The sequence below is a fragment of the Caulobacter sp. genome, from assembly GCF_039596335.1.
Lineage (GTDB): Bacteria > Pseudomonadota > Alphaproteobacteria > Caulobacterales > Caulobacteraceae > Caulobacter.
The window spans coordinates 365,690-387,985 of record NZ_JBCNJZ010000004.1 but is presented as its reverse complement, the minus strand read 5'-3'; the positions used below and the strand labels follow the sequence as shown (position 1 = coordinate 387,985).

Below are 22,296 nucleotides of genomic sequence, written 5' to 3'. Positions count from 1 at the left end.
GAGCGGATCATGCCTGACGGCGCTTACGAATCCGTTTCCGTCCACAACAACCCGACATGGAAAGATCGCTTAACGATTGTGCGCGCTTGGCCGGACCCGGCGCCAGGCGTTAAGGTTTGAAGACAGCGGCGGTCCTGCCGCGCCTGAAGTTGTAGCCGTTGGAATTCGAGACGCTTCCAGACCCGATCAGACGCCCCGCTCGCGCGGCGGGGTTTGATCCTGCGCACGCGTGGCGCCTGGGCTGGCTGGCGGCGATTTGTCTCGCCGCGGCGGCGGCTCTGTTCGCCCAGAACACCGGCGGCTGGCCGATCTGGGCGGCGCTGGGCGCGGGCGCGGTTCCGGCCCTGGTCTCCCTGGTCCTAACCAGCGAGGACGAGCGCACCCAGTCGGTGCTGCTGGTGCTGTGGGCCGTGGGCGGCGCGCTGGCGGCGGTCCTGACCGGCGGCGTCTCCGGGGCCATGGCCGCCTGGTGCCTCGCCCCCGTCGCGGCGGCCTCGGTGCTGGACCAGCCCAAGCGTCTGGCCGAAGGCGCGGCGCTGTCCCTGATCGGCGGCTGCGTGGCCGCTCTCAGTCAGCTTTCGGGCCTGGCCCCGCCGACCCCGGATGGTCCCCTGGCCTTCGTGCTGGGTTTCCTGGCCCTGGTCACCACGGGCCTTGGCCTGGCCGCCGGCCTGCTGATCGGCCGCCGCCGCCAGGGCGCGCGCGACGACCGCTACGCCGCCGAGATCATTTACCTCGAAACCCTGCTGGACGGCTTGCCGCATTTGGCCATTTCGATCCGTGGCCATGGCACTGTCACCGCCGTGCGCGGCGCGCCGCCGCCGGGAATCACCACGACCGAGCTGGTTAATCGCGGCCTGGCCGGCGTGGCTGCGCCGAACGATCGCCAGCGCCTGACCGCCGCCATCGCCGCGGCCCATCGCGACGGCGCCGCCTGCCTGACCTTCAACCCGTCCCTGGGCATGGAGCGTATCGTCGCCCTGGACCTGCAACGCGTGGCGCCCAACCATCTGGTCGGCCTGCTGCGCGACGTTACCCTCGAGCGCAATCGCGAGACCGCTCTGGACCAGGCCCGCGCCGACGCCGAGGCCCTGGCCGCCGGCCGCGCCCGCTTCCTGGCCAATATGAGCCACGAGCTGCGCACGCCGCTGAACGCCATCATGGGCTTCTCGGACATCATGCGCGGCCGCATGTTCGGCCCGCTCACCGACCGTTACGGCGAGTATGCCGAACTGATCCACGAAAGCGGTCGCCACCTGCTGGATCTGATCAACGACGTGCTGGATATGTCGAAGATCGAGGCCGAACGCTTCGAGCTGCAGCGGGGGATCTTCGACGCCCGCGAGGCGATCCAGGCCGCCATGCGCCTGCTGCGCGTCCAGGCCGACACCGCCAGCGTCCAGCTGCGCGGCGTGCTGCCGCCGGGCGAGCTGGAGGTCGACGCCGACCGCCGCGCCCTGAAGCAGATCGTACTGAACCTGGTGTCCAACGCCCTGAAGTTCACCCCGCGCGGCGGCCAGGTGACGGTGACGGTGCACGGCTATGACGGCGTGCTGGAGATCGTTGTTGCCGACACCGGCGTCGGCATCAGCCCCGAGGACTTGGAACGGCTGGGCCGTCCCTACGAGCAGGCCGGCGGCGTCGAGCAGCGCGCGCGCGGCACGGGCCTGGGCCTGTCGCTGGTCCGCGCCTTCGCCAAGCTGCATGGCGGCGACATGATCATCGAAAGCCGCCTGGGCGCGGGCACCACCGTTTCGGTGCGGATGCCGGTGCTGCTGCAGGCGGTGCGTCCGACGCCGGCGCCCGAACTGGCCGGTGACGCCGCCCCGGAAGAGATCTTCGCCGAGGACAAGACGGCCGGCGAACCGCCGTCGCATCTGGGCGACAACGTCATCGCCTTCGCGCCGCGCTAGATTCGTCTAGTTCAGGAACGCCCGTCCCGCGGCAAAGTCCCCGACCTCGATATAGGCCTTGCGGGTCAGCTCGACGCCGCTGCCCGGCAGGGTGAACTCCACGGTGATCGCTTCACGCGGATCCAGCTGTGCGATCGCGTCGGCCGCCGCGGTCGGGAATCGGAAGGCCAGGCCCGCCTTGGCGTTCTTCGGCAACAGCGAGGGCGGGGCCTCGTCGCGGCCTTTGGCATTGAACACCAGGCTGGCGTTGCGTGGCGGGACCTTGGCCGCCAGACTCCGGCCCGCGCCGTTGGCGATATAGGGGCCGGAGGTGCGCCGGGTGTCGCGAACGATGATGCGCGCCGCGTAGGGGCGCTGGCCATTCGGGAAGGTCGAGACGGCCATCAGCGCCTTGGAGCCGCCGGCCAGGCCGAAGATCATCCGGTCACCGCCGAAGCTGGCCGGTTGCGACAGGCGCCAGACGGGGATCAGCGCCGAGACCGGCCGATCAGCGCGCCAGGATGCGACGTCGCCCGGATAGACCATGACCAGAAGCCTGGAATAGCCCTCGAACCCGGTTCTGACGCGCGCGGCTGCGGTGGTCAGGTCCTTGGCGTTGCACGCCACGTTGGCGGCCTTGCCACGGGCGCGCTGTTCCAGGGCCAGGACCTGGTCCTGGGTGGCGCCGGCCCGCAGGGTCGCCCCCCGCGCCTGGGCCCGTGAGGCGTCCAGCGCGGCGGCCAGGTCAGGCGAGAACAGGCGGCAGCGGTCGTCGGCCGCGGTCATCAGCGTGCGTTCGTAAAGCTGGTCGGCGGCGTTGGCGGCAAGCAGCGCGGTGGGCATGGCCGTGACAGCCAAACCGATCGACACCCCGATCCATCGCGCCCCGCGACCTTTCTGGTGCGTCTTTGGCGTCATTGCTCGTATGCTTCGAGACTTGAGGGGGCGATTTGTACGCCTCGTGGGGTTGCGGTTCGGTTAGCGGATGCTGCTTTCGACGGATATCTGGGTGGGCGCGCTGATCCGCCGCGCTGAGCTAGGCGGCGCGTTCGCCATGATCGCGCGCAAGGGCGACGCGCGGGCGGGGGCGGTGCTGGTCAAGGTGGTGGACCGCCGGGCCGGCGTGGCGCGGCTGTACAGCGAGGCCACGCGCGGCGACGGCGAGCGGTTCTGGATGCAGCCGGTGCGCTCGGCGTTCGAGCCCGACTTGGACGCCTATGCCGAGCGCGCGGCCCGCATCGATCCCGACGTCTGGGTAGTCGAGATCGAGGACCGCGAGGGCCGTCACTTCCTGACCGAGGCCGTCGAGGCCGACGCGAAAACGACGGGCGGCCTCTAAGGGCCGCCCGCCGCGGGGTCTAGTAGCTGGGCGTCAGCTTCGTGCCGTGACGGTCGCGCCAGGCCTTCGAGCGCAGGCGCGGGGCGATCGCCAGCGCGATCGGGACGGCGACGGCGAAGGTGGCGGCGATCACGATGGGGAACAGGCTGGCGGGCGAGCCGGCGACCAGAAGCCCCAGCAGGCCGATGCCGAAGACCGCGGCCTGGACCATTGGGTAGATCAGGGCCGCGATGGCGAAGTTCGTGCGCATGTGCGTCTCCTGCAGGTTGAGGATGGGCAGGTAACGCGTGCGGAGCGATGGCCGATCCTAGGGCGACGCTTGAGGCGTCCCCAGTCGGCGCAGGAGTTGTGGAGAAGGTCGATCCGGGGCGGTGTTAACCGTGCTGCTAAACCCGACCTAAACCCCGTTTCGGGTATGTCTTTGGGGGTTCCGCTCAACCCCTCCGCACACCCGAAGGCGCCATGCTTTTCCTGCTGAACGATGTCGTCCTGAACTTTGACGCCGCCGACATGGCGCCGCCGATGTCGGCCGACCGGTTCGCGAAGCTGTCGCTGAACTATGTGGGAGAGCTGGGCAAGGAGCTGTTCGCCCAGGAGCCGCTGCTGCACCACAAGGATCTGGAGCGCGCCCAGCGTCTGGCGGCTCTGATCGTTGCCAAGGCGCCGGAAATCAATGCGGCCCTGTTCATCGCGCCGGGCCGTGGCTGCCGGGTCGAGGACGTGCAGGTCCGCTACGCGCAGCTGAATTTCGAAGTCATGGGCGCGCTGTTGCAGCGCCAGAAGGCCGGTTCGCTGACCAATCTCGAGGCCGACCGCCAAGTGTGGCGACGTCTGGCTGCATGACGCCGCGCGGCCCGATTAGGGCCGCGTGAGCGCGATCCGTCTTGCCTCTCGACCCGATCAGATCAGGGTCATCATCCAGCTCAGCACCACCGCCAGGCCAGCCAGGCCCGCCAGGGTGAGGCCGAAACACAACGCGCTGCCCGCGGGGTTTTGCCGGCCGGTCGCACGTTGATGATGGTCAAGCAGGGCCATCTTTCGAACTCCTCCTTCCATCCCGAGATCTGACGTCTCGGGTACAGGGACAAGTGGAGCATGACTCCAAACCCATCATTCGAATAGGGGTATTTTGCCGCGGGCCAACCCATAAGGACGTTCCCCGTCGAACCCGTGACGAAGCGGCGCTCCAGGCTTGCGGGCCTGATCTCCTGGCGCAACAGCCCCACGAGACCGACGGCGGCCTCTGGTTCGGGTTTCTGAAGCGGCGAGCCTGCCAGAGGTTGTGATACGCCCATCCGCCATGTCAGATCGCATTGCGGCTTGAGGGAAGTTCGCTTCGGGGGAAGAGCGTGATGCGTCGATCGATTTCGCGGCGGTTGTTTATCGCCAGCACTGCCATGACCCCTCTGACGCCCGTGACCATCACCAGCGCGGCTGGAGGCGCGAAGAGCGACTGGCTGCACACCCGGACGCCGGCCTTTTCGCTGTATGGCCGGGTGAGCGAGAAGACGCTGGTCCAGATGGCCCAGGACCTCCAGGACTTCGACGGTCTGCTGCGTATCCTGCACGGGGTGGACGCCCAGCCCAACGGCAAGCCGCTGCCGATCTATCTGGTGCCGCGCCGGTTCGATCTGCAGCGGGTGAAGCCGGGCCTGGCCAGCGGTGTTGGCGGTTTTTACACCTCGTCGATCGGCGAGATCTTTGCTGTGATGAGCGTCGAGGGCGGCGAGGACCATGGCCGACGGGTCCTGTTCCACGAATACACCCACCACTTCATGAAGCAGCACGCACCGGCCGCCTATCCGGCGTGGCTGGTCGAAGGCTATGCGGAATACTTCATGACGGCGCGGTTCAAGCCGGACGTCGTGGAGCTGGGGGTCACCAGTCCGCGCATCGCCTGGCTGCGGGGAACGTCCTGGACGCCGTTCAAGGAGATCCTGGGGCGGCGGGCGCTGACCGGCGGCCGCGCGGACATTGTCTCCTTCTATGCGCAGTCCTGGATCCTGACCCACTACATGATGTCGGACCCCGAGCGGTTGAAGCGCTTTGCGCGCTACGCCCGGGGCGTGGCCGACGGCGGCGACCCCGTGGGCCTGATGCCTGAGGCGGCCGGCGTGCCGCTGGAGGACCTGCCGCGCGTGCTGCGTGACCACATGGCCGCCTTGCCCGGCCGGCGCATGGCGCGCCCCCCCTCGACCGCCGGCGCGTTGGAGGTCACCCGTCTGCCGGCTTCGGCTGATGATCTCATCCTGGAAAACCAGCGCCTGAAGATGGGCGTGCCTAAGCCCGAGCGTGAAAAGGCCCTGGCGATGATCCGCGAGCGCGCCGCGCGCTATCCCGGCGATCGTCTGGCCGAGATGACGCTGGCGCGGGCCGAGAACGACTATGGCGACCGGGCCAAGGCGCAAGCGCTGCTCAAGCAGCGGATCGCGACCGACCCGCGGGACGTCGAGGCTATCCAGACCCTGGGCTACTCCTACATGCTGCAGGCCCGCGTCGACCGCGCCCAGGCGCCGAAGCTGCTGAACGAGGCCCGCGACTGGTTCGGCAAGGGCTTTGCGGTCGATCGCGACAACGCCCTGCTGCTCTACGACTACGCCATCAGCCGCCGGGGAGAGCCGGGCTATCCCAACGACAACGCCGTCAATGTGCTGCTGCGCGCCCAGGAACTGGCGCCGCAGGTGCCGCAGTTCCGGATCGCCGCCGCCGACGCCCTGATGCGCCGCGACCGGTTCGAGGAGGCCGCGGCGATGCTCGAGCCGGTGTTCAACGATCCGCACGTCGGGCCGGAGGCGGCCGAGGCCCAGCGGCGGTTCGAAGAGGCGATCGCCCGTCGCCGTCCGGTCGAAACGGTCGAGGACGGTGACAAAAGCGGCTGATGGGGCTAGTCCCGCCCCATGAGCAATTCTCCCGCCGTTGAAGCCGCCCGTCGGCGCACCTTCGCCATCATCAGCCACCCCGACGCCGGCAAGACCACGCTGACGGAAAACCTGCTGCTGGCCGGCGGCGCCATCCGCGCGGCCGGCGCCGTGCGCGCCCGCGGCCAGGCCCGCCGCACGCAGTCGGACTGGATGAAGATCGAACGCGAGCGCGGGATCTCGGTCTCAGCATCGGTGATGACGTTCGACCACGACGGCCTGATGTTCAACCTGCTGGACACGCCGGGGCACGAAGACTTCTCGGAAGACACCTACCGCACCCTGACGGCCGCCGACGCCGCGGTCATGGTGCTGGATGCCGCCAAGGGCATCGAGCCCCAGACCCTGAAGCTGTTCGAGGTATGCCGCCTGCGCGACATCCCGATCATCACCTTCATCAACAAGATGGACCGCGAGGCTCAGGACCCGTTCGAGCTGCTGGACGAGGTATCGTCCAAGCTGGCTCTTGACCCGGCGCCGCTGTTCTGGCCGGCCGGTTCGGGTGGTCGCTTCAAGGGGATGCTGGACCTGCGAAGCCAGCAGTTCATTCCCTACGCCAAGAAGAGCTCGACCGACGACGAGGGCCATCCCGACGCCGTGGCCTTCAACAGCAATGCGGTGGTCCAGTACCTGGACCCCGACGAGAAGGCCGAGCTGGAAGACAACGCCATGCTGGTCACCGAGGCCGGCAAGCCGTTCGACGTCCAGAGCTTCCTGGAAGGCCACATGACGCCGGTGTTCTTCGGCTCGGCCCTGCGCCACTTCGGCGTCGACCAGCTGCTGGCCGGCATCGGCGCCTATGCCCCGCCGCCCAAGCCGGCGGCGGCGACCAAGACCGGCGCCGATACCCACGTCGCGCCGGGCGATACGGAAGTCTCGGGCTTCGTGTTCAAGGTCCAGGCGAACATGGACCCCAATCACCGCGACCGGATCGCCTTCCTGCGCCTGACCAGCGGCCGTTTCACCCGCGGCATGAAGCTGAAGGCTCAGAACACCGGCAAGGCCATGAGCGTCAACGCGCCGATCATGTTCTTCGCCAGCGATCGCGAACTGGCCGAGGACGCCTTCGCCGGCGACGTGATAGGCATTCCCAACCACGGCGTCCTCCGCGTGGGCGACAGCCTGTCGGAGAGCGGGTCGCTGCGCTTCGCCGGCCTGCCCAATTTCGCGCCGGAAATCCTGCGCCGCGTGCGCGTGAAGGATCCGCTGAAGGCCAAACACCTGAAGAAGGCGCTGGAAGGCCTGGCCGAAGAAGGCGTCACCCAGTTGTTCCGCCCGATGATCGGCAGCGACTTCATCGTCGGCGCCGTCGGCCAACTGCAGTTCGAGGTCATGGCCGACCGCCTGGCCAACGAGTACCAGCTGGACGTGATCTTCGAGAACAGCCCCTATGCCGAGGCCCGCTGGCTGGGCGGCGCACGGGCCGACGTCGAGGACTTCGTCGACAAGCACAAGTCGGCCATGGGCCAGGACATCGACGAGCAGCCGGTGTTCCTGGGCAAGTCGTCCTGGGAAATCGGCTATGTCGCCGAGCGCTATCCGAAGGTGCGCTTCGAGCGGACGAAAGAGCGGGCCTAGACCCGCTCCTTCGAGTTTCCCTAGGCGCTCATCACCGCCTTGAAGGCGGTCTTGAACTTGGCCATTTCCTCGGGCGTGCCGACCGAGACCCGCACCGCATTGGGCCAGATCGGCCAGGTGCGGCCGATCATGACGTTGCGAGCCTTCATCGCCGCGATCACGGCTTTGCCGTCGCGGCCGGTGTCGATCATGAAGCAGTTGGACTGCGGCTCGCCGATGACCTTGTAGTTGTTGGCCTTCAGCCAGGCGAAGGTGTCGCGGCGGACATCGCCGATCAGCTTCTTGCGCGCCGGGATCAGGGCCGCGTCCTCCAGCGAGGCGCGGGCCGCGGCCGAGGCGGTGATCGGCATGGCGTTCTGGCCGAACGGTGTCAGCTTGGCCAGCAGGTCCGGCCGCGCGACGGCGAAGCCGCAGCGGATGCCGGCCATGCCATAGATCTTCGAGAAGGTCCGCAGCACGATCAGGTCCTTGCCCGCCGCCACCAGGTCCAGCGCATCGGCCGTGTCGGCCAGGTGGATATAGGCCTCGTCCACCAGCACGATCGCGCCGGCCGGCTTGTTTTCCAGCGCCCAGACGATGTCCTGCTTGGTGGTCAGGGTGCCGGTCGGGTTGTTGGGGTTGCAGATATAGATGACGCCGGCGTTCGGATCGGCGGCGACCATCGCCTTGACGTCGTGGGCGTGGTCGGCGGTCAGCGGCACCTTGATGACCTTGGCCTGGCTGGTCTTGGCCGCGTACATGCCCGCCTCGTAGGACGGATCGGCGGTGATGAAGCTCCGGGTCGGCGAGGTGAAGGCCAGCACCGCGTAGTGCAGGGGCTCGGACGAGCCGGCATAGGCCGCGACGTTCTCGGGCTTCAGGCCGTTCTGGGCGGCGAAGGTGCGCACCAGCATCTCGGTCTCGCCGTAGCGATCGTAGCGGCCGCCCAGCGGCGCGATGCGGGCGATGGCGTCGCAGGCGGCCTTGCTGGGGCCGAGCGGGTTTTCGTTGGCGTTGATCAGCACCATGTCGGCCGGCGGGGCGTTGGGACTCTGGCCATGCAGGGCCAGGCCTGTCGGCGCGGCCGCGGCCTGGGCCGCATGGGCCAGCTGGGCCTCGGTCAGGATCGGCGCGGCGGCCGCCAGGAAGGCCGCGCCCCGCAGGAAGGATCGGCGGCCCAGCGCTTGTTCGTCGGACGTCGGCTTGCTCATGGTCTCTGCTCCCCGTTTTGAAGCGACCACGACGAACCCTGGACGGCGCGGGCGCAAGCAGAAGCCACGCCGGGACGGGCCAGGGCGATCGGGCGCCCAAGCCGCGAGCGCCTGGCGCCCTTGCCATTGGCGCGCGGGCGCGAAATGAGTGCGGGGTCAAGCTTACGGAAGACGCCCATGCCCGCTCCGCTCGCCATCGGCCTGGTGGCCCACGATGACAAGAAGGCCGCCCTGGTCGAGTGGGCGATCGCCCACGCCGACTTCCTGAAGGACAAGGCGCTGTTCGCCACCGGCACCACCGGCGGCCGGATCCTGGAGGCGCTGCCGCAGCTTCACCTGGTGCGGTTGAAGAGCGGTCCGCTGGGCGGTGACCAGCAACTGGGCGCGATGATCGCCGAGGGCCGGCTGGACGTGCTCGTGTTCTTCGTCGACCCGCTGTCACCACAGCCGCACGATGTCGACGTCAAGGCGCTGATCCGCCTGGCCACGCTGGCCAACATCCCGTTCGCCTGCAATCCGGCGACGGCGGATCTGATCGTCCGCGCCTAGCCCGGGAACTTCAGCAGGTTCGGCTTGGGGATGGCGGCCTTGAAGCTGCCGCGGGTCTTGCTGGTGTCCAGCCCGAACTCGGCCCAGGCGGTCAGGAAGCCGCTGGCGCCGTCGCCAGCCGGGACGGGGGTCAGGTTCATCGCGGGACGAGCCGCCAGGGCCTTGCGCGCGGCAGCCCAGGCGTCCGGCTCGGCCGTGGCGTAGTCGCCGTCCGAGGCGACCAGCTGGCCCGCCAGGTTAGGATCCGAGAAGCGCAGGGTCACGGCCGTATCGGCCGGCAGGTCCGACAGGCTGTCCAGCGCCTCGGCCAGGGCGGTCAGGCTCATCTTGGCGCCGCTGCTGCGTCGCTCGCCGCCGGCCGCGCCCTTGATCGCCGCCGCGCCGGTCTCGCCGTCTATCCGGCGCACCCATGACCAGCCGCCATAGCCTGGATCGGGACGGCACAGGCTGGCGATCCAGAGGGTGACGGCGGCCATGGCGGAACCTTCGAAACGACGCGAGGACCGCCCTTCTAGCCTGCTTCGGCGCGAAAAGGGGAGGGCGTCCGTGAACGAAAGGTAAACCGGTGCCAAAAACTTATAGTTAACGTCATTTTCAGTTCAGTGAACAAAGTTCTAAGAAGCTGGGGCTATCAATGGCTCCGCTTGTATTCGGTAAAGCAAGAAGTGTGCCAACTCAGTACATATTCAACCATATTGGTTGAAATTCGAAACAAGGTGTAAAAATATGGAAAATATTTATGGTTAACGCGCTCTAAACACTCGTTAACCACTTGTTAAGCGCGTTGGCTCCGGTTTTGCTGCTCGGGCGTTGAAACCTCCGCCGGGCGTCCCGGCGTGGGACATCCGTAGGTGGAGTGCGCAGGCATGTTCGAGTTCGGGCGAGATCTGAAGCGTCTGTTCGGCGTCGAAACCGATGGCGGCTTCAAGGGCACGTGGCGCGAGGGGCTGACCGGCGGCGACACGTCGCTGCTGGAACTGCTGGACATTCATCTTCTGACCAATGAGGCGCGATCGGCCGATGTCGTCGCCGGCCGTCTCGGGGCCAAGGATCGCGGCGCTCGCCTGCTGGAGGCCGCGGTCGTCTGGCGCGAGCTGGCCCGCCGCAGCGGCGACGCCGCCGCCCTGCGCAAGGGCGCGTCCCAAGCCGAAGCCGCCGCCAAGATCTTCGAGGCCGAGCGTCGTCACGACGCCCTGGCCGCCGCCCGCTGCGAGCAGGCGGTGCTGGCCGTGCTGGGCGCGGATCTCTTCGGTGACGAGGGACTGGTCGCGGCCGCCGCGGCTATCCTGACCCGCACGCCCGCCGGCCAACGCTCAGCCCTGTGCGGCGCGCTCAGCGCCGGCTTCGACGGGCGCACGGCCCTGGCGGCCGGTGATCTGGATCGCGCCCTGTCCGCCGTTCAGGCCTATGAGGCGCCGCTACGCGCCCTGGCCGCCGCCAAGCGCGTGAAGGGCGGTCCGGCCCGTTTGCAGCTGGCCGACCAGCGCGCCGCGCGTATCGAATTGATCCTGGCCTGCGCCGAGCGCCTGAAAGACCGGGCCTTGGCCGAACTGGCCGCCGCGGAGGCCAAGGTTGCCTCAGGCGTGCTGGATCCCGATTTCGAACCGCTGGCCTGGGCGCGGCTGGAAGGCCTCCGCGGCCAGGCCCTCTGCCAACTAGGCGACCTGGACGGCGAGCTGTCCTGCATCGCCGACGGGGTCGAGGTCCTGACCGCGGCCGTCGAGGTGCTGAGCGCCGATCACAGCCCGATGGACTGGGCGCGCGCCCAGTCGGCCCTGGGCTCTGCCCTGCAGACCATGGGCGAGGCCTCGACCAGCGAGCGCGCCTTCGAGCAGGCCGTTTCGGCCTATGATCGCGCCACCCAGGTGCTGAAGGTCCAGCCGGCCTTGGCCCTGCGCGCCGTGGTCGCCAACAACCGCGCCCTGTGCCTGGCCCGCTGCGCCGAGCTGACCGCCGATCTTGCGGTGCTGGACGCCGCCGAGCTGGCCTTCAAGGCCGAGCTGGCCGCTGTCTCGGGCGCGCGCGATCCGGCCAGCTGGGCGGTGGCCCAGATGAACCTGGCCCGCCTGTACGAGGCTCGCGTGGAGATCACCGGGCGTGACGAGGGTCGCCTGGACCGCGCCGGCATGGCCCTGGCCGCCGCCTTCGACATCTTCTCGGAGCTGGGCCTGCGCTCTCTGACCGACTTGGCGGCACAAGGCCTGCAGAGAGTCCAGCAGGCCCACGCCGCCTGATCCGAATTGGAACAAGGCGGCGCCCGAGCCGCCCAAAACGACAAAGTACAAGGGATGAACTCGTGATCGCTTCGCTCGCTCTGGCCGCCTTCATCGCCAACGCCGCTCCGGCCAAGACCTCGTCGGACCTGCTGACGCCCGTTTCCGAGCCGCGCGTCGCCGTCGCCCTGCTGAACTGCCTCGTGAAGAATGACGGTCACCTGACCGGCTGCACCGTCCAGGAAGAGAGCCACGCCGACCTGGGTGTCGGCCAGGCCGCCCTGTCGATGGCCTCGCAATTCCAGGTCGACCTGCTGGGCCCCGACGGCAAGAGCCGCGCCGGTTCGTACATCCAGGTCCCGGTCAGCATTCGCATCCGTTAAGGCGAGGGGGTTGAGACTTTAGCGCCCCTCCGTCACGACGCGTATCCGCATCGCGCCACCTCCCCCGCACGCTTGGCTACGGGTGAGGAGAGCCCACCCTCCCTCGCGGAGCGGAGGATGTGGATCGCCGCCGACAGGGTCGAGGCGGAGGAGCGCTAACCGTCCTTGCCGTCGCCCCGCGACCCACCGTCGCGCCCCCGTTTTATGGCCTTCCCGGTAACAACCCCTAACGGCCTGTTAACCATATTCGCCGCATCTTCCGCCTCGAAGGCAACACGGCCAGTACGGCCGATTCCGACGAGGCTTTGCATGACGGGCGCCGAGGTTCTTGATGTCGGCCGTGACGCGATCTGGCTGACGCTGCAGCTGTGCGCGCCGGTTCTGATCGTCGGCCTTGTCGTCGGTGTCGCCATCGGCCTGTTCCAGGCTCTGACCCAGATCCAGGAACAGACCCTGGTCTATGCGCCCAAGATCGTCGCCATCTTCCTGTCGCTGCTGCTGTTCCTGCCGCTGATGGGCTCGCTGATGAGCGGGTTCATGCGCCAGATCGCCGCCCGCATCGCGGGCATGTAGGTCAGAGGGGCAGGGGCCTTCCGGTGGACTCTTTCGCCACGGCGTTTCAGGTCTATGTCGCCGCCCTCGTGTTCGCACGGGTGGGCGCCATGGTCATGACGATGCCGGGCATCGGCGACCAGTCGGTGCCGCCGCGCATCCGGCTGTCGTTCGCCCTGCTGATGGCGCTGCTGGTCGGTCCGCTGGTCCAGAACACCGTGCCGCCGATCCCCACCACGCTGGGCGGCCTGGTCGGGGCGGTGATCCACGAGCTGCTGATCGGCCTTATGGTCGGTTCGGTGCTGCGCCTGTTCATGATCTCGCTGACGACCGCCGGGGAAATCATCTCGTTGCAGACGACCCTATCCTTCGCCCAGACCACCAACCCCTCGATGCAGGGGTCGAGCACGGCCGTGGCGACCTTCCTGTCGATGATGGGCCTGACCCTGGTGATGGCCACCGACCTGCATCACCTGTTCATCGGGGCCATCGTCAAGTCGTACACGATCTTCCCGTTCACCCGCGCCATTCCGCTGAACGACTCTGTCACCCTGGCGGTGCGGACGGTGGCGGAGTCGTTCTCGCTGGGCGTCCAGCTGGCCGCGCCGGTGATCGTGTTCTCGCTGGTCTTCAACCTCGCCACGGGCCTGGTTGGCCGGGTCATGCCCGCCTTCCAGATCTTCTTCGTGGCCTCGCCGCTCAGCGTGATCCTGGGCCTGTCCTTGCTGGCTCTGTCCCTGGGCGGGATCGCCATGGTCTGGACCGATCGTTACCGCGACCTTCTCGCCGTGTTCAACTAGGGGCGAGCCATGGCGGACGATGCGGATCCCGAGTCGAAAACAGAAGACCCCTCAGCCAAGAAGCTGTCGGACGCCCGCGCCAAGGGCGACGTCGTCAAGTCCCAGGACATCCCGCAGCTGGCTTCGCTGGCCGGTGCGATCTCGGTCATCCTAATTGCCGGCGGCTGGCTGACGCGGGATCTGGCCGCGGCGCTCTATCCGTTCATCGCCCATGCCGGCACGACCGAGATCTCCAGCGGCGGAGCGATGGTGGTGATGAAGCAGGCGGTGATGGCCGCCATGCCGCCGCTGCTGCTGGTGATGATCGTCACCGCGGTGCTGGGTGTGATCGGCAATGTCGCCCAGACCGGCTTCATGCTGACGCCGGAGAAGATAAAGCCCGACTTCAAGAAGCTGGACCTGCTGAAGGGCCTGGGCCGGATCTTCGGCATGGACGGCATGGTCCAGTTCGCCAAGTCGACCATCAAGTTCCTGGTCACCGGCTTCATCGCCTACATGGTGCTGAAGCCGCATGTGGGCGAAGTTCGCAACCTGGTGGGCATGGACGTCGCGTCCCTGCTGCCCGAGGCGATGAAGCTGTCCAAGTCGCTGATGTTGGCGGTGCTGCTGTTGCTGATCGCCATGGCCGCCATCGACTGGTTCTGGCAGCGTCAGCGCTTCATGACGCGCATGCGCATGACCCTCCAGGAGGTGAAGGACGAGTTCAAGCAGTCGGACGGTGATCCCCACATCAAGGGCAAGCGTCGCCAGATCCAGATGCAGCGGTCGCGCCAGCGCATGATGCAGGCCGTGCCCAAGGCGACCGTCGTCGTCATGAACCCGACCCACTACGCCGTGGCGCTGAAGTACGAGCCCGGCGAGACGCCCGCGCCGCTGTGCGTGGCCAAGGGCGTCGACGAGCTGGCTCTGAAGATCCGCGCCGTCGCCGAAGAGCACGGCGTCATGGTGCTGGAAGACCCGCCTTTGGCGCGCGCGCTCTACGCCAGCGTCGAGATCGACGAGGAGATTCCCGTCGAGCACTTCGAAGCGGTGGCCAAGGTCATCAGCTTCATCATGAACAAGAAGACCCAGGGCGGCGGGCGGCCCAACTAGCCCTGAATCTGCAATAACTGACCTAGGGCGCGGGAAAGGCTATCCTTTCTCCGATTGCCGGTGAGTCGCAGCCTCACCATAACCAGGGTACCTCGCCGCCGATGGCCGATTTTCAGCTCCAGGACAAAGTCTCGACCGGCGCCTCGCGTCGGCGCTTCGATCCGTGGCTGGCCGGCGCGGCGATATTCTTCGTGGCCGCCGCGGCCCTGTCGGCCGCCCCGGCGCTGAAGGCCGGTCCGACCACGCTGGCGGGCCTGCTGCTGCTGCTGGGCGTGGCCGGCGTGGCGGTGCTGGGCCTTGTGGCCATCAAGGGTTCGAACGCGGCTTCGGCCGCCAATGACGTCGATCAGGCCGAGGGCTTCATCGAGGCGCTGAGCGAGCCGGCCGCCCTGGCCGCGCCCGACGGCCGCCTGCTGGCCGCCAACCCGGCCTGGCGCGTCCTGATGGGCGACCAGCGCCGCCTGCCCAACGGCTCGGCCGGCGCTGGCCTGTTCGCCGCCTTGGTCCAGGCCCGCAAGGGCGAGATGGCCGAGGGGAGCTTGAGCGCCGGCGGTTCCGATCACGTCGCCAAGGTCTCGCGCCTGGCCGGTGGTCGCCTGTTGATCCGCCTGGCGCCCGTCGTGGCCGCCAGGCCGGTCGCCGAAACCCTGGCCCCCGCGCCGGTGGTCGAGCAGGCTGCCGCCTCGCAGACCAATTCGCTGGACGCCTTCGCCGGCGCCTCGCCGTTCGGCGCGGCCCTGCTGGAAGGCCTGGAGCCGTTCAAGTCGCGGATCCTGGAGACCAATCCGGCCATGACCGCCATGACCGGCGCCAAGGCCGGTGTGGTGTTCGGTGATCTGATCGATGCGGCCTCGCGCGCCGACGCCGAGACCCGCCTAAACGAGGGCAAGGCTGGTCCCTTCGAGGTGCGCCTGGCGCGTGACGCGACCCGCATCGTCCATCTGTACCTCTATCGCGCCGAGGGCCGCCTGGTGGCCTACATGATCGACGTGTCGGAGCAGAAGCAGATCGAGCTGCAGCTGGCCCAGGCCCAGAAGATGCAGGCCATCGGCCAGTTGGCCGGCGGCGTGGCCCACGACTTCAACAACCTGCTGACCGCCATCCAGCTGCGCCTGGACGAGCTGCTGCACCGTCACCCGGTCGGCGATCCGTCGTACGAGGGCTTGAACGAAATCCGCCAGACGGGCGTGCGCGCCGCCGATCTGGTGCGCAAGCTGCTGGCCTTCTCGCGCAAGCAGACCGTCCAGCGCGAGGTTTTGGACCTGGGCGAGCTGATCTCGGAGTTCGAGGTCCTGCTGCGCCGGCTCCTGCGCGAAGACGTCAAGCTGATCACCGACTACGGTCGCGACCTGCCGCAGGTGCGGGCTGACAAGAGCCAGCTGGAAACGGCGGTGATGAACCTGGCCGTCAACGCCCGCGACGCCGTGCGCGCGGCCAAGGGGGGCGGCATCGTGCGCATCCGCACCGCTCGCCTGACCCGCGACGAAGCCATCGGCCTGGGCTTTCCGGCAGCCGAGGGCGACACCGCCTTCATCGAGGTTTCTGACGACGGCCCGGGCATTCCGCCTGACGTCATGGGCAAGATCTTCGACCCGTTCTTCACCACCAAGCCGGTGGGCGAAGGCACGGGTCTGGGCCTGGCCACGGTCTACGGCATCGTCAAGCAAAGCGATGGCTGGATCCACGTCCATAGCCGTCCGGGCGAGGGCGCGGCGTTCCGCATCTTCCTGCCTATCTATGACGCCCCGGCCGGCGTGATCGCCGCCCAGAGAGCCGCCGCCGCCGAACCGGCCAAGTCGCGCGCCGCGCGCGACCTGTCGGGCGCCGGCCGCATCCTGTTCGTCGAGGACGAGGACGCCGTGCGCTCCGTCGCCGCCCGCCTGCTGCGCGCCCGCGGCTACGAGGTGCTGGAGGCCGCGGACGGCGAGGAAGCGCTGGTCATCGCCGAGGAGAACGCCGGCACGATCGACCTGCTAATCAGCGACGTGATCATGCCCGGCATCGACGGGCCGACCTTGCTGAAGAAGGCCCGCGGCTATCTGGGCACGGCGCCGGTGATGTTCATCTCCGGCTATGCCGAGGCCGAGTTCAGCGACCTGCTGGAAGGCGAGACCGGCGTGACCTTCCTGCCCAAGCCGATCGACATCAAGACCCTGGCCGAGCGGGTCAAGCAGCAGCTGCAGGCGGCCTAACGGCTGCGCGCCGGCAGGAACCTGGGATCACGCAGCAAGGCCGCGCTGACCAAGGCGACCAACAGGCCGACGGGGAAGATCTCGATGAAGGTCATCGGCAACCGGTAAAGCGGATTGGCATAGGCCAGCCGCATCGCGTCCAGCTGCGCGGCCAGCTTGTCATAGGCCGCTCCAGACAGTCCGGCAGCCCTCTTGGCCGCCAGGGTGCTAGCTGTGTAGTCGTCCATGAAGCGGTAGTGGGTCAGGGCCAGGTAGCCTTCCCAGATCAGGACATAGGCCACGCTGGCGACGGCTGCGACCGCCAGACCGATCAGAAAAGCCGGCCAGAACTTGATCACCCCGCCCAGGGCCTTGTCGCGGTGCGACTTGATCGCCAGCAGGACGGCAGACAGCCCGACCAGCATGATTAGATAGCCCAGCCACAGGCTGTGCGGGGCCGACAGGACGATCGTGCTGATGATGCCTAGGATGATGATCACGCCCGATGCCAGGCCATGGATCAGGATGGTGCGTTGCATGGTGTTTCTCCTCCGCGCCGCCCCCTGCGACGCCTCCCTCGAACCTGCCGCTCACATCGCCGGAGCGGTATCGCCCGAAAGGGTGAGTTCGACCGTTTCGCCCTATCGGCAAGCGGTCAAGGGATCAGCATGAGGTCGCGGGCCTTGCCGACGGCCTGGGTGCGCCGGCTGGCTTCCAGCTTTGCGTAGAGGTTGGCGACATGGGTCTTGATGGTGTTGGGCGACAGGCCAAGATCCCGGGCGATCTCCTTGTTGGACCGGCCGGCGGCCAGGCGTTCCAGCACCTTCATCTCCTGGCCCGTCAGGCCTAGAGCTGTCAGCGCCGCGTCGTTTTGCTGGAAGGTCGCGGGGCGCGCTCGCGCGGCCAACCTCCAGCCGACCCCGCCCCCCCCGATTGCGCAGGCCGTCCCGATCAAGCCCACATAGGCCTGCCAGGAAAAGGCGCGGACGATGAAGCGGTACTCCAGCCATTGGAGCGCAAAGGCCCCCAGGGCCAGAACAAGCGCCCAAAGTAGGATGGTGCGGATCATGACCCATGGGGCCAAGAACATGCAGGCCCGTCAATGTCTGGCGGTGAGCGCTAGCCCAGCCGGGCCTTGGCTTCGGCCGGGGCGACCTGGTCGAACAGGATCTTCAGGTGCTGGTCCTTGGCGTGGTCATTGTGCAGCTCCCACGACAGCGAGACAGGCAGGCGCAGGCGGCCGCCGTCGGGCAGGCGGGCGATCAGCACGCGCCAGGAAAAGCCCTCGCCGGGATCGCCCAGCGGGTCCTTGAACTCCACGGGCGCGGGATCGCGCAGGCGGAAGCGCCGCTCGGGATTTGCCTCGAACCAGGTGCGGTCAGCCTCGGCGGTCGGATCGGTGATGACTTTGGCGGTGAGTTTGCGGGCCATGGCGCTCTCCTATCACCGTTCCCATCTTCAGGTCATGAGCGAGAAGGCGATCAAGCGCGTGAAGGCCGACTGGAACGAGGTCGTGCTGGTGTGCCGCAAGTGTTCGAAGAAGCTGGATGGCGGCTTCGGCGCGGAGAGCGACCAGAAGCTGGCCAAGGCCCTGCGCAAGGCCATCGGCGCCAAGGGCAAGGGCCGAAAGGCGAAGGCCGCTGTGATCGAGGTCGGTTGCCTGGACGTCTGTCCCAACGGCGCGGTGGTCGCGGTGCGCGCCTCGTCGCCGAAAGAGTGGGCCGTCATCCCGCGTGGGACGCCGATGACGGCGGTCGTGGAAAAGCTGGGGCTGGGCGGCGCTGAGCCGCCCGCCTGATCGTCAGCCGATCATTTCGATGATGTGGTCGCGCAGTTGGGCGCGGGTCACGCCCGGCCAGGCCCAGTCGGCCTGAGCAGTCTTGTGGGCGGGCTTATGGGCGGCGCGTTGCGGCGCCGGGGTGCGGGGCTGGCGCCGAGCGGCGGCCTCGCGGGTAGCAGTCGTTTTCATAGATTTCCAAACAGAGCTCGAGCTTATTGCCAAGCTCAACAGTTTCAAGCGTGGGTGGTTGCGCGCCGGGGCCATCGAAAACGACAAAGTCGAAAATGACGGTATGGGGGGGCGAGGGGAGCAGCCGGCGTTCGGCCGTGAGCGGCGAGCCGTCCTGCTGATCCTGGTTACCATATGGGACGCCGATTGTCCCGTTCAACCCCTGCGGCCGGTTGTCACCGGGCGAAGCCGGCCGGCGTCAGTCGCAGCTGGGCGGCGTCCAGGCTCATTTCCTGGCGGATGCGGGCGGCGGCGGCCTTGGACAGGCGCGCGACCTGGGCGGTGTCGCGCCGGGTCGTGGCGTCGGAATAGGCCGAGCCTTGGGCCACAAAGTTCAGCATGAAGGTCTCGGCCATCTCCTGCTTGCGGGCGTCGTCCAGTCGGGTGAAGGCGGGATTGGCGATAAGGGCGCGGGCGACCTGGTTGCGCACGGCCTGGACCTTGGCGCGATCGACGAAGGCGATCTGGCTGGCCATCTGCCAGTTCTGCACCCAGTAGGCGGCCATGGCGTCGGCGACGTCGCCACGCTTCAGGCCGTCGACCGCCACGTGCTTCTGCCAGGCGCCCAGCAGGTCCTGGCGCAGGATCGCCTCACGCAGCCGTGGGCCATTGGCCGGATCGGCCTTGGCGGCGAAGTCGGCGAACTGGGCGCGCACACGTGTTGAGACCGCCGGCGAGGCCGCGTAGCGTGTGTCGGGGCCCGTCGCAGGCTTTGCCTTCGCCGGGCGCGCGCTGTTCCGCGCTGTCCCGCCCAGCACATTGTTCATCTGCCCCACGGCCATCATCGAGGCGCCGTAGTCGACGTACTGGCTGCCGATGCTGGAGAAGTCCTGCGCCGCGACGGGCTGAGCCACGACTAAAAGGCTGGCGACGAGGGCGGCGCGAAGGGCGTGTTTCATTGCGAGGGCTCCGGTCCGGCGCAGAGCCTGCAATGCAATGTGGGCGGGAAAGCGACGTCGCCCCTCGTTCAGGGTTGATGGCGCTCCATCACCACGATCGGCGAGCCCTTGTAGTGGGTGTGGGTCTTCAGCCTGAACCCGACCTTGGTCGCCAGGGCTATCGAGGCGGTGTTCTCGACGTCGATAATGCAGGGCACGACCGGCGGCGCCAGGGCTTGGTCAATCCACGACAGCCCCGCTCGGACGGCCTCGGTCCCGAAGCCCTGGCCGTGCGACCAGGCCGCCAGCACCCAGCCCATCTCCGGCAGGCCATAGAGGCTGGGCTCCAGGTCGCGGCGTAGGTCGGCGAACCCGACCTCGCCGACATAGCGGCCCGTCGAGGTCTCACGCACCGCCCAGTAGCCGAAGCCTATCAGTTCCCACAGGCCGCGGGCCCGCATCAGCCGGGTCCAACTCTCCTCGTCCGTGAACGGACGGCCGCCCACGTGGCGGACCACCACGGGATCGGCCCACATGGCGCGGCTGTCCTCGAAGTCGGCCAGCTCGGGCGGGCTCAAGGTCAGGCGCGGCGTGGTCAGGGTCGGCGGGGACATGAGCGCGAGTTTGCGACAGGCGGGCCCGTCAAGCTACACGGAAACCATGACCACGCCGCAAGACGCCATCGCCGCCCGCCGCAAGCTGACCAACAAGCTGATCGCGGCCAAGGACGCTGCGCGCCTAAGGCCCTTCTTTGACCCCCGTGTCACCTTGATCGCCGGAGACGGCTCGCTGGTGCTGGGCGCTGAGGACGTACTCGCCGCTTTCGCCAGCCAGATGGCCGACAAGGGTTTCGTCGCCTATGTCCGCACTACGGAAAGCATCACCGTCGACGCCGTCGGCCAACGCGCCGCCGAGCACGGCCGCTGGGTCGGGAAGTGGACTGATGCGCCCGAACAGACCGGGAGCTATCTGGCCACCTGGAAGAAGGTCACAGGTCAATGGGTGATCGAGAACGAGCTGTTCGTCTCGCTGACCTAGCCGGCCACCACCTCCAACTCCGCCATCGTTTCTTCCGAGAGGTCCAGTCGGGCCGCGGCTAGGTTCTCGCGCAGGTGGGCGACGGAAGACGTGCCGGGGATCAGCAGGATGTTGGGCGCGCGGCGCAGCAGCCAGGCCAACGCCACCTGCATCGGGGTCGCTTGCAGGCGTTCCGCCACGGCTGACAAGGCCGACGATTGTAGCGGCGAAAAGCCGCCCAACGGGAAGAAAGGCGTATAGGCGATGCCAGCCCGCGCCAGATCGTCGACCATCGCATCATCCTGACGATGCACCAGATTGTACATGTTCTGCACGCAGACGATGTCGGTCATGTTCCGCGCCTCAGCGACCTGCGTGGCCGTGACGTTGCTGACCCCGATGTGACGGACCAGCCCCTCGCGCTTCAGCTCGACCAGCGCGCCCAGACCCTCTGCCAGGGAGCCTTCGGCTGGGCCTGACGCGCTGAACATCGCGCGCAGATTCACGACGTCCAGCGCCTCCAATCCCAAGCGCTTGAGATTGTCCTGCACTGCCGCGCGAAGTTCGGCCGGTGTGAAGGCGGGGACCCATGCGGCGTCGCTGGTGCGGCGCGCGCCGATCTTGGTCACGATCACTAGGTCGTCACCATAGGGGTACAGCGCCTCACGAATAATCTCGTTGGTGACGTGAGGGCCGTAGAAGTCGCTGGTGTCGATATGGTTGACGCCCTGGGCGACCGCTTCGCGCAGCACAGCCACGGCGGCGGCGCGGTCCTTTGGCGGACCGAATACGTGTGGGCCGGCCAGCTGCATGGCCCCGTAGCCGAGCCGACGGACAGTGCGATCGCCGAGAGGGAAGGTTCCGGCCGTGTCGATGCTGGTCATGCTGCGCGTTCCTTGCCTTGTGAAGCGAGGAGGAGCATCTGAAGAAACCCTCAGTTTTGGAATTCGCTTTCGATGACCGCTCTCGCAGCGCCGCTACAGCAAAGGAAATCACCGGTTCAGGCGCGGTCTGCCGCCACGATCGCGGCGCTCCATACCGCCGTGATTCAGGTTCTGATCAAGGAAGGCCTGACCCGCTGCACCACGACCCGGATCGCCGAGCGAGCGGGCATGTCGGTCGGCAGTGTCTACCAATACTATCCCAACCGCGACGCCCTGCTGGCGGCAGTGCTGGAAAAGCACCTCGGCGACATCGCCGACGCCATGGTGGAGGTCTGTCTCGAGTGCCGGGGACGGCCCGTCGCCGACATGGCCGAGGCGCTGGTCGAGGGCTATCTCGCCGCCAAGCTGCGCAACGCCGGTGAATCGCGAGCGCTCTATGCGGTAGCCGGGGAGCGAGGCGGGGCCGCGCTAGCCGACCGTGTCTATAATCGCATGGAGTCGGCGGTGACATCCATGCTGGCGACCGCGCCCGATGGGCGGTTCGAGGATCTCGCCATGACGGCCTCCATCGCGCTTCACGTCCTTGTCGGGCCAGTGCGAAAGATTCTGGAGCGCGAAGCGACACCCGAGTTCGAGGCGCGACTGCAACGACAGCTGGTCCTGTTGCTGACAGCGTATTTCCGTCCCGAGTAGGACCTGCAGCTCGCCTATGCGCGCGCTCCAGCTGCCGACGCCGTGAGCGATCACCGCTAGCGCCGCCGGATGACTCGGAATTAAGTTGCCGCCACACAGGAGGCGGCTACGGCTTTTGGCCTCCAATGGGCTCTGGGGA

Annotated in this window: 27 protein-coding genes; 15 read left to right on the top strand and 12 right to left on the bottom strand. The window is 67.8% G+C overall.

Annotated elements, in window-relative coordinates:
* Positions 1–158 precede the first annotated feature (158 nt).
* The gene (locus tag ABDW31_RS10880; RefSeq protein WP_343698723.1) at positions 159–1,913 is read left to right on the top strand and encodes a HAMP domain-containing sensor histidine kinase; all 1,755 of its coding nucleotides are present in this window, start codon (positions 159–161) and stop codon (positions 1,911–1,913) included.
* 6 nt (positions 1,914–1,919) lie between these two features.
* Here the strand turns inward: ABDW31_RS10880 and ABDW31_RS10875 are convergent, their stop codons facing one another.
* A complete protein-coding gene (locus ABDW31_RS10875) occupies positions 1,920–2,735 on the bottom strand; it encodes a hypothetical protein (protein ID WP_343698722.1) in 816 nt (271 codons plus the stop codon).
* Between the two features lie 142 nt (positions 2,736–2,877).
* Between ABDW31_RS10875 and ABDW31_RS10870 the strand changes: the two genes are divergently transcribed.
* On the top strand, positions 2,878–3,231 hold the full coding sequence (locus ABDW31_RS10870) for a DUF1491 family protein (RefSeq protein ID WP_343698721.1): 354 nt from the start codon (positions 2,878–2,880) through the stop codon (positions 3,229–3,231).
* A 19-nt stretch (positions 3,232–3,250) separates the two neighbouring features.
* On the opposite strand, the gene ABDW31_RS10865 is transcribed toward ABDW31_RS10870, so the two are convergent.
* Positions 3,251–3,481, bottom strand: a complete 231-nt coding sequence (locus ABDW31_RS10865; protein ID WP_343698720.1) for a hypothetical protein — start codon at positions 3,479–3,481, stop codon at positions 3,251–3,253.
* Between the two features lie 212 nt (positions 3,482–3,693).
* Here ABDW31_RS10865 and ABDW31_RS10860 point away from each other — a divergent pair, with 212 nt between their 5' ends.
* Positions 3,694–4,074: a hypothetical protein gene (locus ABDW31_RS10860; RefSeq protein WP_184721430.1), complete on the top strand. Its 381-nt coding sequence runs from the start codon at positions 3,694–3,696 to the stop codon at positions 4,072–4,074.
* Positions 4,075–4,131: 57 nt separating this feature from the next.
* Here ABDW31_RS10860 and ABDW31_RS10855 read toward each other — a convergent pair whose 3' ends face one another.
* Positions 4,132–4,266, bottom strand: a complete 135-nt coding sequence (locus ABDW31_RS10855) for a hypothetical protein (RefSeq protein ID WP_343698719.1) — start codon at positions 4,264–4,266, stop codon at positions 4,132–4,134.
* 362 nt (positions 4,267–4,628) lie between these two features.
* Between ABDW31_RS10855 and ABDW31_RS10850 the strand changes: the two genes are divergently transcribed.
* A complete protein-coding gene (locus tag ABDW31_RS10850) occupies positions 4,629–6,110 on the top strand; it encodes a hypothetical protein (protein WP_343698718.1) in 1,482 nt (493 codons plus the stop codon).
* Between the two features lie 18 nt (positions 6,111–6,128).
* Entirely contained in the window at positions 6,129–7,727 is a 1,599-nt protein-coding gene (locus ABDW31_RS10845; protein ID WP_343698717.1) for a peptide chain release factor 3, read from the top strand.
* 20 nt (positions 7,728–7,747) lie between these two features.
* Here ABDW31_RS10845 and ABDW31_RS10840 read toward each other — a convergent pair whose 3' ends face one another.
* Positions 7,748–8,917: a pyridoxal phosphate-dependent aminotransferase gene (locus ABDW31_RS10840; protein WP_343698716.1), complete on the bottom strand. Its 1,170-nt coding sequence runs from the start codon at positions 8,915–8,917 to the stop codon at positions 7,748–7,750.
* A gap of 177 nt (positions 8,918–9,094) precedes the next feature.
* Between ABDW31_RS10840 and ABDW31_RS10835 the strand changes: the two genes are divergently transcribed.
* Positions 9,095–9,466: a methylglyoxal synthase gene (locus tag ABDW31_RS10835; protein ID WP_184721422.1), complete on the top strand. Its 372-nt coding sequence runs from the start codon at positions 9,095–9,097 to the stop codon at positions 9,464–9,466.
* Here ABDW31_RS10835 and ABDW31_RS10830 read toward each other — a convergent pair.
* Positions 9,463–9,942, bottom strand: coding sequence for a ribonuclease H (locus tag ABDW31_RS10830; RefSeq protein WP_343698715.1), 480 nt, complete (start codon positions 9,940–9,942; stop codon positions 9,463–9,465). The genes ABDW31_RS10835 and ABDW31_RS10830 overlap by 4 nt on opposite strands.
* Before the next feature lie 390 nt (positions 9,943–10,332).
* Between ABDW31_RS10830 and ABDW31_RS10825 the strand changes: the two genes are divergently transcribed.
* The 6 genes from ABDW31_RS10825 to ABDW31_RS10800 all read left to right on the top strand — a co-directional run bounded on the left by ABDW31_RS10825 (position 10,333) and on the right by ABDW31_RS10800 (position 16,698).
* Positions 10,333–11,700 (top strand): hypothetical protein, encoded by a 1,368-nt coding sequence (locus tag ABDW31_RS10825; protein WP_343698714.1) that lies wholly within the window; start codon positions 10,333–10,335, stop codon positions 11,698–11,700.
* Positions 11,701–11,762: 62 nt separating this feature from the next.
* Entirely contained in the window at positions 11,763–12,062 is a 300-nt protein-coding gene (locus ABDW31_RS10820) for a hypothetical protein (protein WP_184721416.1), read from the top strand.
* Positions 12,063–12,371: 309 nt separating this feature from the next.
* Complete coding sequence (gene fliQ / locus ABDW31_RS10815) at positions 12,372–12,635, top strand: flagellar biosynthesis protein FliQ (protein WP_172263189.1); 264 nt, start codon at positions 12,372–12,374, stop codon at positions 12,633–12,635.
* A gap of 23 nt (positions 12,636–12,658) precedes the next feature.
* Positions 12,659–13,414 carry a flagellar biosynthetic protein FliR gene (gene fliR, locus ABDW31_RS10810; protein WP_343698713.1) on the top strand — a complete coding sequence of 252 codons (756 nt, stop codon included), beginning with the start codon at positions 12,659–12,661 and terminating at the stop codon, positions 13,412–13,414.
* Positions 13,415–13,423: 9 nt separating this feature from the next.
* Positions 13,424–14,506, top strand: coding sequence for a flagellar biosynthesis protein FlhB (gene flhB, locus ABDW31_RS10805; RefSeq protein WP_343698712.1), 1,083 nt, complete (start codon positions 13,424–13,426; stop codon positions 14,504–14,506).
* Positions 14,507–14,607: 101 nt separating this feature from the next.
* Entirely contained in the window at positions 14,608–16,698 is a 2,091-nt protein-coding gene (locus tag ABDW31_RS10800; protein WP_343698711.1) for an ATP-binding protein, read from the top strand.
* On the opposite strand, the gene ABDW31_RS10795 is transcribed toward ABDW31_RS10800, so the two are convergent.
* From ABDW31_RS10795 to ABDW31_RS10785, 3 genes are all read right to left on the bottom strand, one after another.
* Positions 16,695–17,216 (bottom strand): DUF4199 domain-containing protein, encoded by a 522-nt coding sequence (locus ABDW31_RS10795; protein ID WP_343698710.1) that lies wholly within the window; start codon positions 17,214–17,216, stop codon positions 16,695–16,697. The genes ABDW31_RS10800 and ABDW31_RS10795 overlap by 4 nt on opposite strands.
* A gap of 116 nt (positions 17,217–17,332) precedes the next feature.
* Positions 17,333–17,746 (bottom strand): LuxR C-terminal-related transcriptional regulator, encoded by a 414-nt coding sequence (locus tag ABDW31_RS10790; protein WP_343698709.1) that lies wholly within the window; start codon positions 17,744–17,746, stop codon positions 17,333–17,335.
* 50 nt (positions 17,747–17,796) lie between these two features.
* The gene (locus tag ABDW31_RS10785; RefSeq protein WP_343698708.1) at positions 17,797–18,108 is read right to left on the bottom strand and encodes a hypothetical protein; all 312 of its coding nucleotides are present in this window, start codon (positions 18,106–18,108) and stop codon (positions 17,797–17,799) included.
* Here ABDW31_RS10785 and ABDW31_RS10780 point away from each other — a divergent pair.
* On the top strand, positions 18,107–18,475 hold the full coding sequence (locus ABDW31_RS10780) for a (2Fe-2S) ferredoxin domain-containing protein (RefSeq protein ID WP_343698707.1): 369 nt from the start codon (positions 18,107–18,109) through the stop codon (positions 18,473–18,475). The two genes, ABDW31_RS10785 and ABDW31_RS10780, sit on opposite strands and share 2 nt — an antisense overlap.
* Positions 18,476–18,478: 3 nt before the next feature.
* Here the strand turns inward: ABDW31_RS10780 and ABDW31_RS10775 are convergent, their stop codons facing one another.
* The 3 genes from ABDW31_RS10775 to ABDW31_RS10765 form a co-directional block, all read right to left on the bottom strand.
* Positions 18,479–18,646 (bottom strand): hypothetical protein, encoded by a 168-nt coding sequence (locus ABDW31_RS10775; RefSeq protein ID WP_343698706.1) that lies wholly within the window; start codon positions 18,644–18,646, stop codon positions 18,479–18,481.
* Between the two features lie 215 nt (positions 18,647–18,861).
* Positions 18,862–19,584 carry a DUF6683 family protein gene (locus tag ABDW31_RS10770; protein ID WP_343698705.1) on the bottom strand — a complete coding sequence of 241 codons (723 nt, stop codon included), beginning with the start codon at positions 19,582–19,584 and terminating at the stop codon, positions 18,862–18,864.
* Positions 19,585–19,652: 68 nt separating this feature from the next.
* Positions 19,653–20,177, bottom strand: coding sequence for a GNAT family N-acetyltransferase (locus ABDW31_RS10765; RefSeq protein ID WP_343698704.1), 525 nt, complete (start codon positions 20,175–20,177; stop codon positions 19,653–19,655).
* A gap of 46 nt (positions 20,178–20,223) precedes the next feature.
* On the opposite strand from ABDW31_RS10765, the gene ABDW31_RS10760 reads away from it, so the two are divergent.
* Positions 20,224–20,601: a nuclear transport factor 2 family protein gene (locus tag ABDW31_RS10760; RefSeq protein WP_343698703.1), complete on the top strand. Its 378-nt coding sequence runs from the start codon at positions 20,224–20,226 to the stop codon at positions 20,599–20,601.
* Here the strand turns inward: ABDW31_RS10760 and ABDW31_RS10755 are convergent.
* Positions 20,598–21,464 (bottom strand): aldo/keto reductase family oxidoreductase, encoded by an 867-nt coding sequence (locus ABDW31_RS10755; protein WP_184721397.1) that lies wholly within the window; start codon positions 21,462–21,464, stop codon positions 20,598–20,600. The genes ABDW31_RS10760 and ABDW31_RS10755 overlap by 4 nt on opposite strands.
* Before the next feature lie 72 nt (positions 21,465–21,536).
* Here ABDW31_RS10755 and ABDW31_RS10750 point away from each other — a divergent pair, with 72 nt between their 5' ends.
* The gene (locus ABDW31_RS10750; RefSeq protein WP_343698702.1) at positions 21,537–22,157 is read left to right on the top strand and encodes a TetR/AcrR family transcriptional regulator; all 621 of its coding nucleotides are present in this window, start codon (positions 21,537–21,539) and stop codon (positions 22,155–22,157) included.
* Positions 22,158–22,296: the final 139 nt, after the last annotated feature.

What these genes read in the sequence shown, in the direction of transcription:
- ABDW31_RS10850 (WP_343698718.1), top strand. Translation starts at nt 4,629, where the DNA reads ATGACCCCTCTGACGCCCGTGACCATCACCAGCGCGGCTGGAGGCGCG.
- fliQ (WP_172263189.1), top strand. Translation starts at nt 12,372, where the DNA reads ATGACGGGCGCCGAGGTTCTTGATGTCGGCCGTGACGCGATCTGGCTG.
- ABDW31_RS10780 (WP_343698707.1), top strand. Translation starts at nt 18,107, where the DNA reads ATGGCGCTCTCCTATCACCGTTCCCATCTTCAGGTCATGAGCGAGAAG.
- ABDW31_RS10830 (WP_343698715.1), bottom strand. Translation starts at nt 9,942, where the DNA reads ATGGCCGCCGTCACCCTCTGGATCGCCAGCCTGTGCCGTCCCGATCCA.
- ABDW31_RS10825 (WP_343698714.1), top strand. Translation starts at nt 10,333, where the DNA reads ATGTTCGAGTTCGGGCGAGATCTGAAGCGTCTGTTCGGCGTCGAAACC.
- ABDW31_RS10840 (WP_343698716.1), bottom strand. Translation starts at nt 8,917, where the DNA reads ATGAGCAAGCCGACGTCCGACGAACAAGCGCTGGGCCGCCGATCCTTC.
- ABDW31_RS10790 (WP_343698709.1), bottom strand. Translation starts at nt 17,746, where the DNA reads ATGATCCGCACCATCCTACTTTGGGCGCTTGTTCTGGCCCTGGGGGCC.
- ABDW31_RS10785 (WP_343698708.1), bottom strand. Translation starts at nt 18,108, where the DNA reads ATGGCCCGCAAACTCACCGCCAAAGTCATCACCGATCCGACCGCCGAG.
- ABDW31_RS10875 (WP_343698722.1), bottom strand. Translation starts at nt 2,735, where the DNA reads ATGCCCACCGCGCTGCTTGCCGCCAACGCCGCCGACCAGCTTTACGAA.
- ABDW31_RS10855 (WP_343698719.1), bottom strand. Translation starts at nt 4,266, where the DNA reads ATGGCCCTGCTTGACCATCATCAACGTGCGACCGGCCGGCAAAACCCC.
- ABDW31_RS10750 (WP_343698702.1), top strand. Translation starts at nt 21,537, where the DNA reads ATGACCGCTCTCGCAGCGCCGCTACAGCAAAGGAAATCACCGGTTCAG.
- ABDW31_RS10760 (WP_343698703.1), top strand. Translation starts at nt 20,224, where the DNA reads ATGACCACGCCGCAAGACGCCATCGCCGCCCGCCGCAAGCTGACCAAC.
- ABDW31_RS10795 (WP_343698710.1), bottom strand. Translation starts at nt 17,216, where the DNA reads ATGCAACGCACCATCCTGATCCATGGCCTGGCATCGGGCGTGATCATC.
- ABDW31_RS10765 (WP_343698704.1), bottom strand. Translation starts at nt 20,177, where the DNA reads ATGTCCCCGCCGACCCTGACCACGCCGCGCCTGACCTTGAGCCCGCCC.
- ABDW31_RS10770 (WP_343698705.1), bottom strand. Translation starts at nt 19,584, where the DNA reads ATGAAACACGCCCTTCGCGCCGCCCTCGTCGCCAGCCTTTTAGTCGTG.
- ABDW31_RS10845 (WP_343698717.1), top strand. Translation starts at nt 6,129, where the DNA reads ATGAGCAATTCTCCCGCCGTTGAAGCCGCCCGTCGGCGCACCTTCGCC.
- ABDW31_RS10775 (WP_343698706.1), bottom strand. Translation starts at nt 18,646, where the DNA reads ATGAAAACGACTGCTACCCGCGAGGCCGCCGCTCGGCGCCAGCCCCGC.
- ABDW31_RS10755 (WP_184721397.1), bottom strand. Translation starts at nt 21,464, where the DNA reads ATGACCAGCATCGACACGGCCGGAACCTTCCCTCTCGGCGATCGCACT.
- ABDW31_RS10835 (WP_184721422.1), top strand. Translation starts at nt 9,095, where the DNA reads ATGCCCGCTCCGCTCGCCATCGGCCTGGTGGCCCACGATGACAAGAAG.
- ABDW31_RS10870 (WP_343698721.1), top strand. Translation starts at nt 2,878, where the DNA reads ATGCTGCTTTCGACGGATATCTGGGTGGGCGCGCTGATCCGCCGCGCT.
- flhB (WP_343698712.1), top strand. Translation starts at nt 13,424, where the DNA reads ATGGCGGACGATGCGGATCCCGAGTCGAAAACAGAAGACCCCTCAGCC.
- ABDW31_RS10800 (WP_343698711.1), top strand. Translation starts at nt 14,608, where the DNA reads ATGGCCGATTTTCAGCTCCAGGACAAAGTCTCGACCGGCGCCTCGCGT.
- ABDW31_RS10860 (WP_184721430.1), top strand. Translation starts at nt 3,694, where the DNA reads ATGCTTTTCCTGCTGAACGATGTCGTCCTGAACTTTGACGCCGCCGAC.
- ABDW31_RS10865 (WP_343698720.1), bottom strand. Translation starts at nt 3,481, where the DNA reads ATGCGCACGAACTTCGCCATCGCGGCCCTGATCTACCCAATGGTCCAG.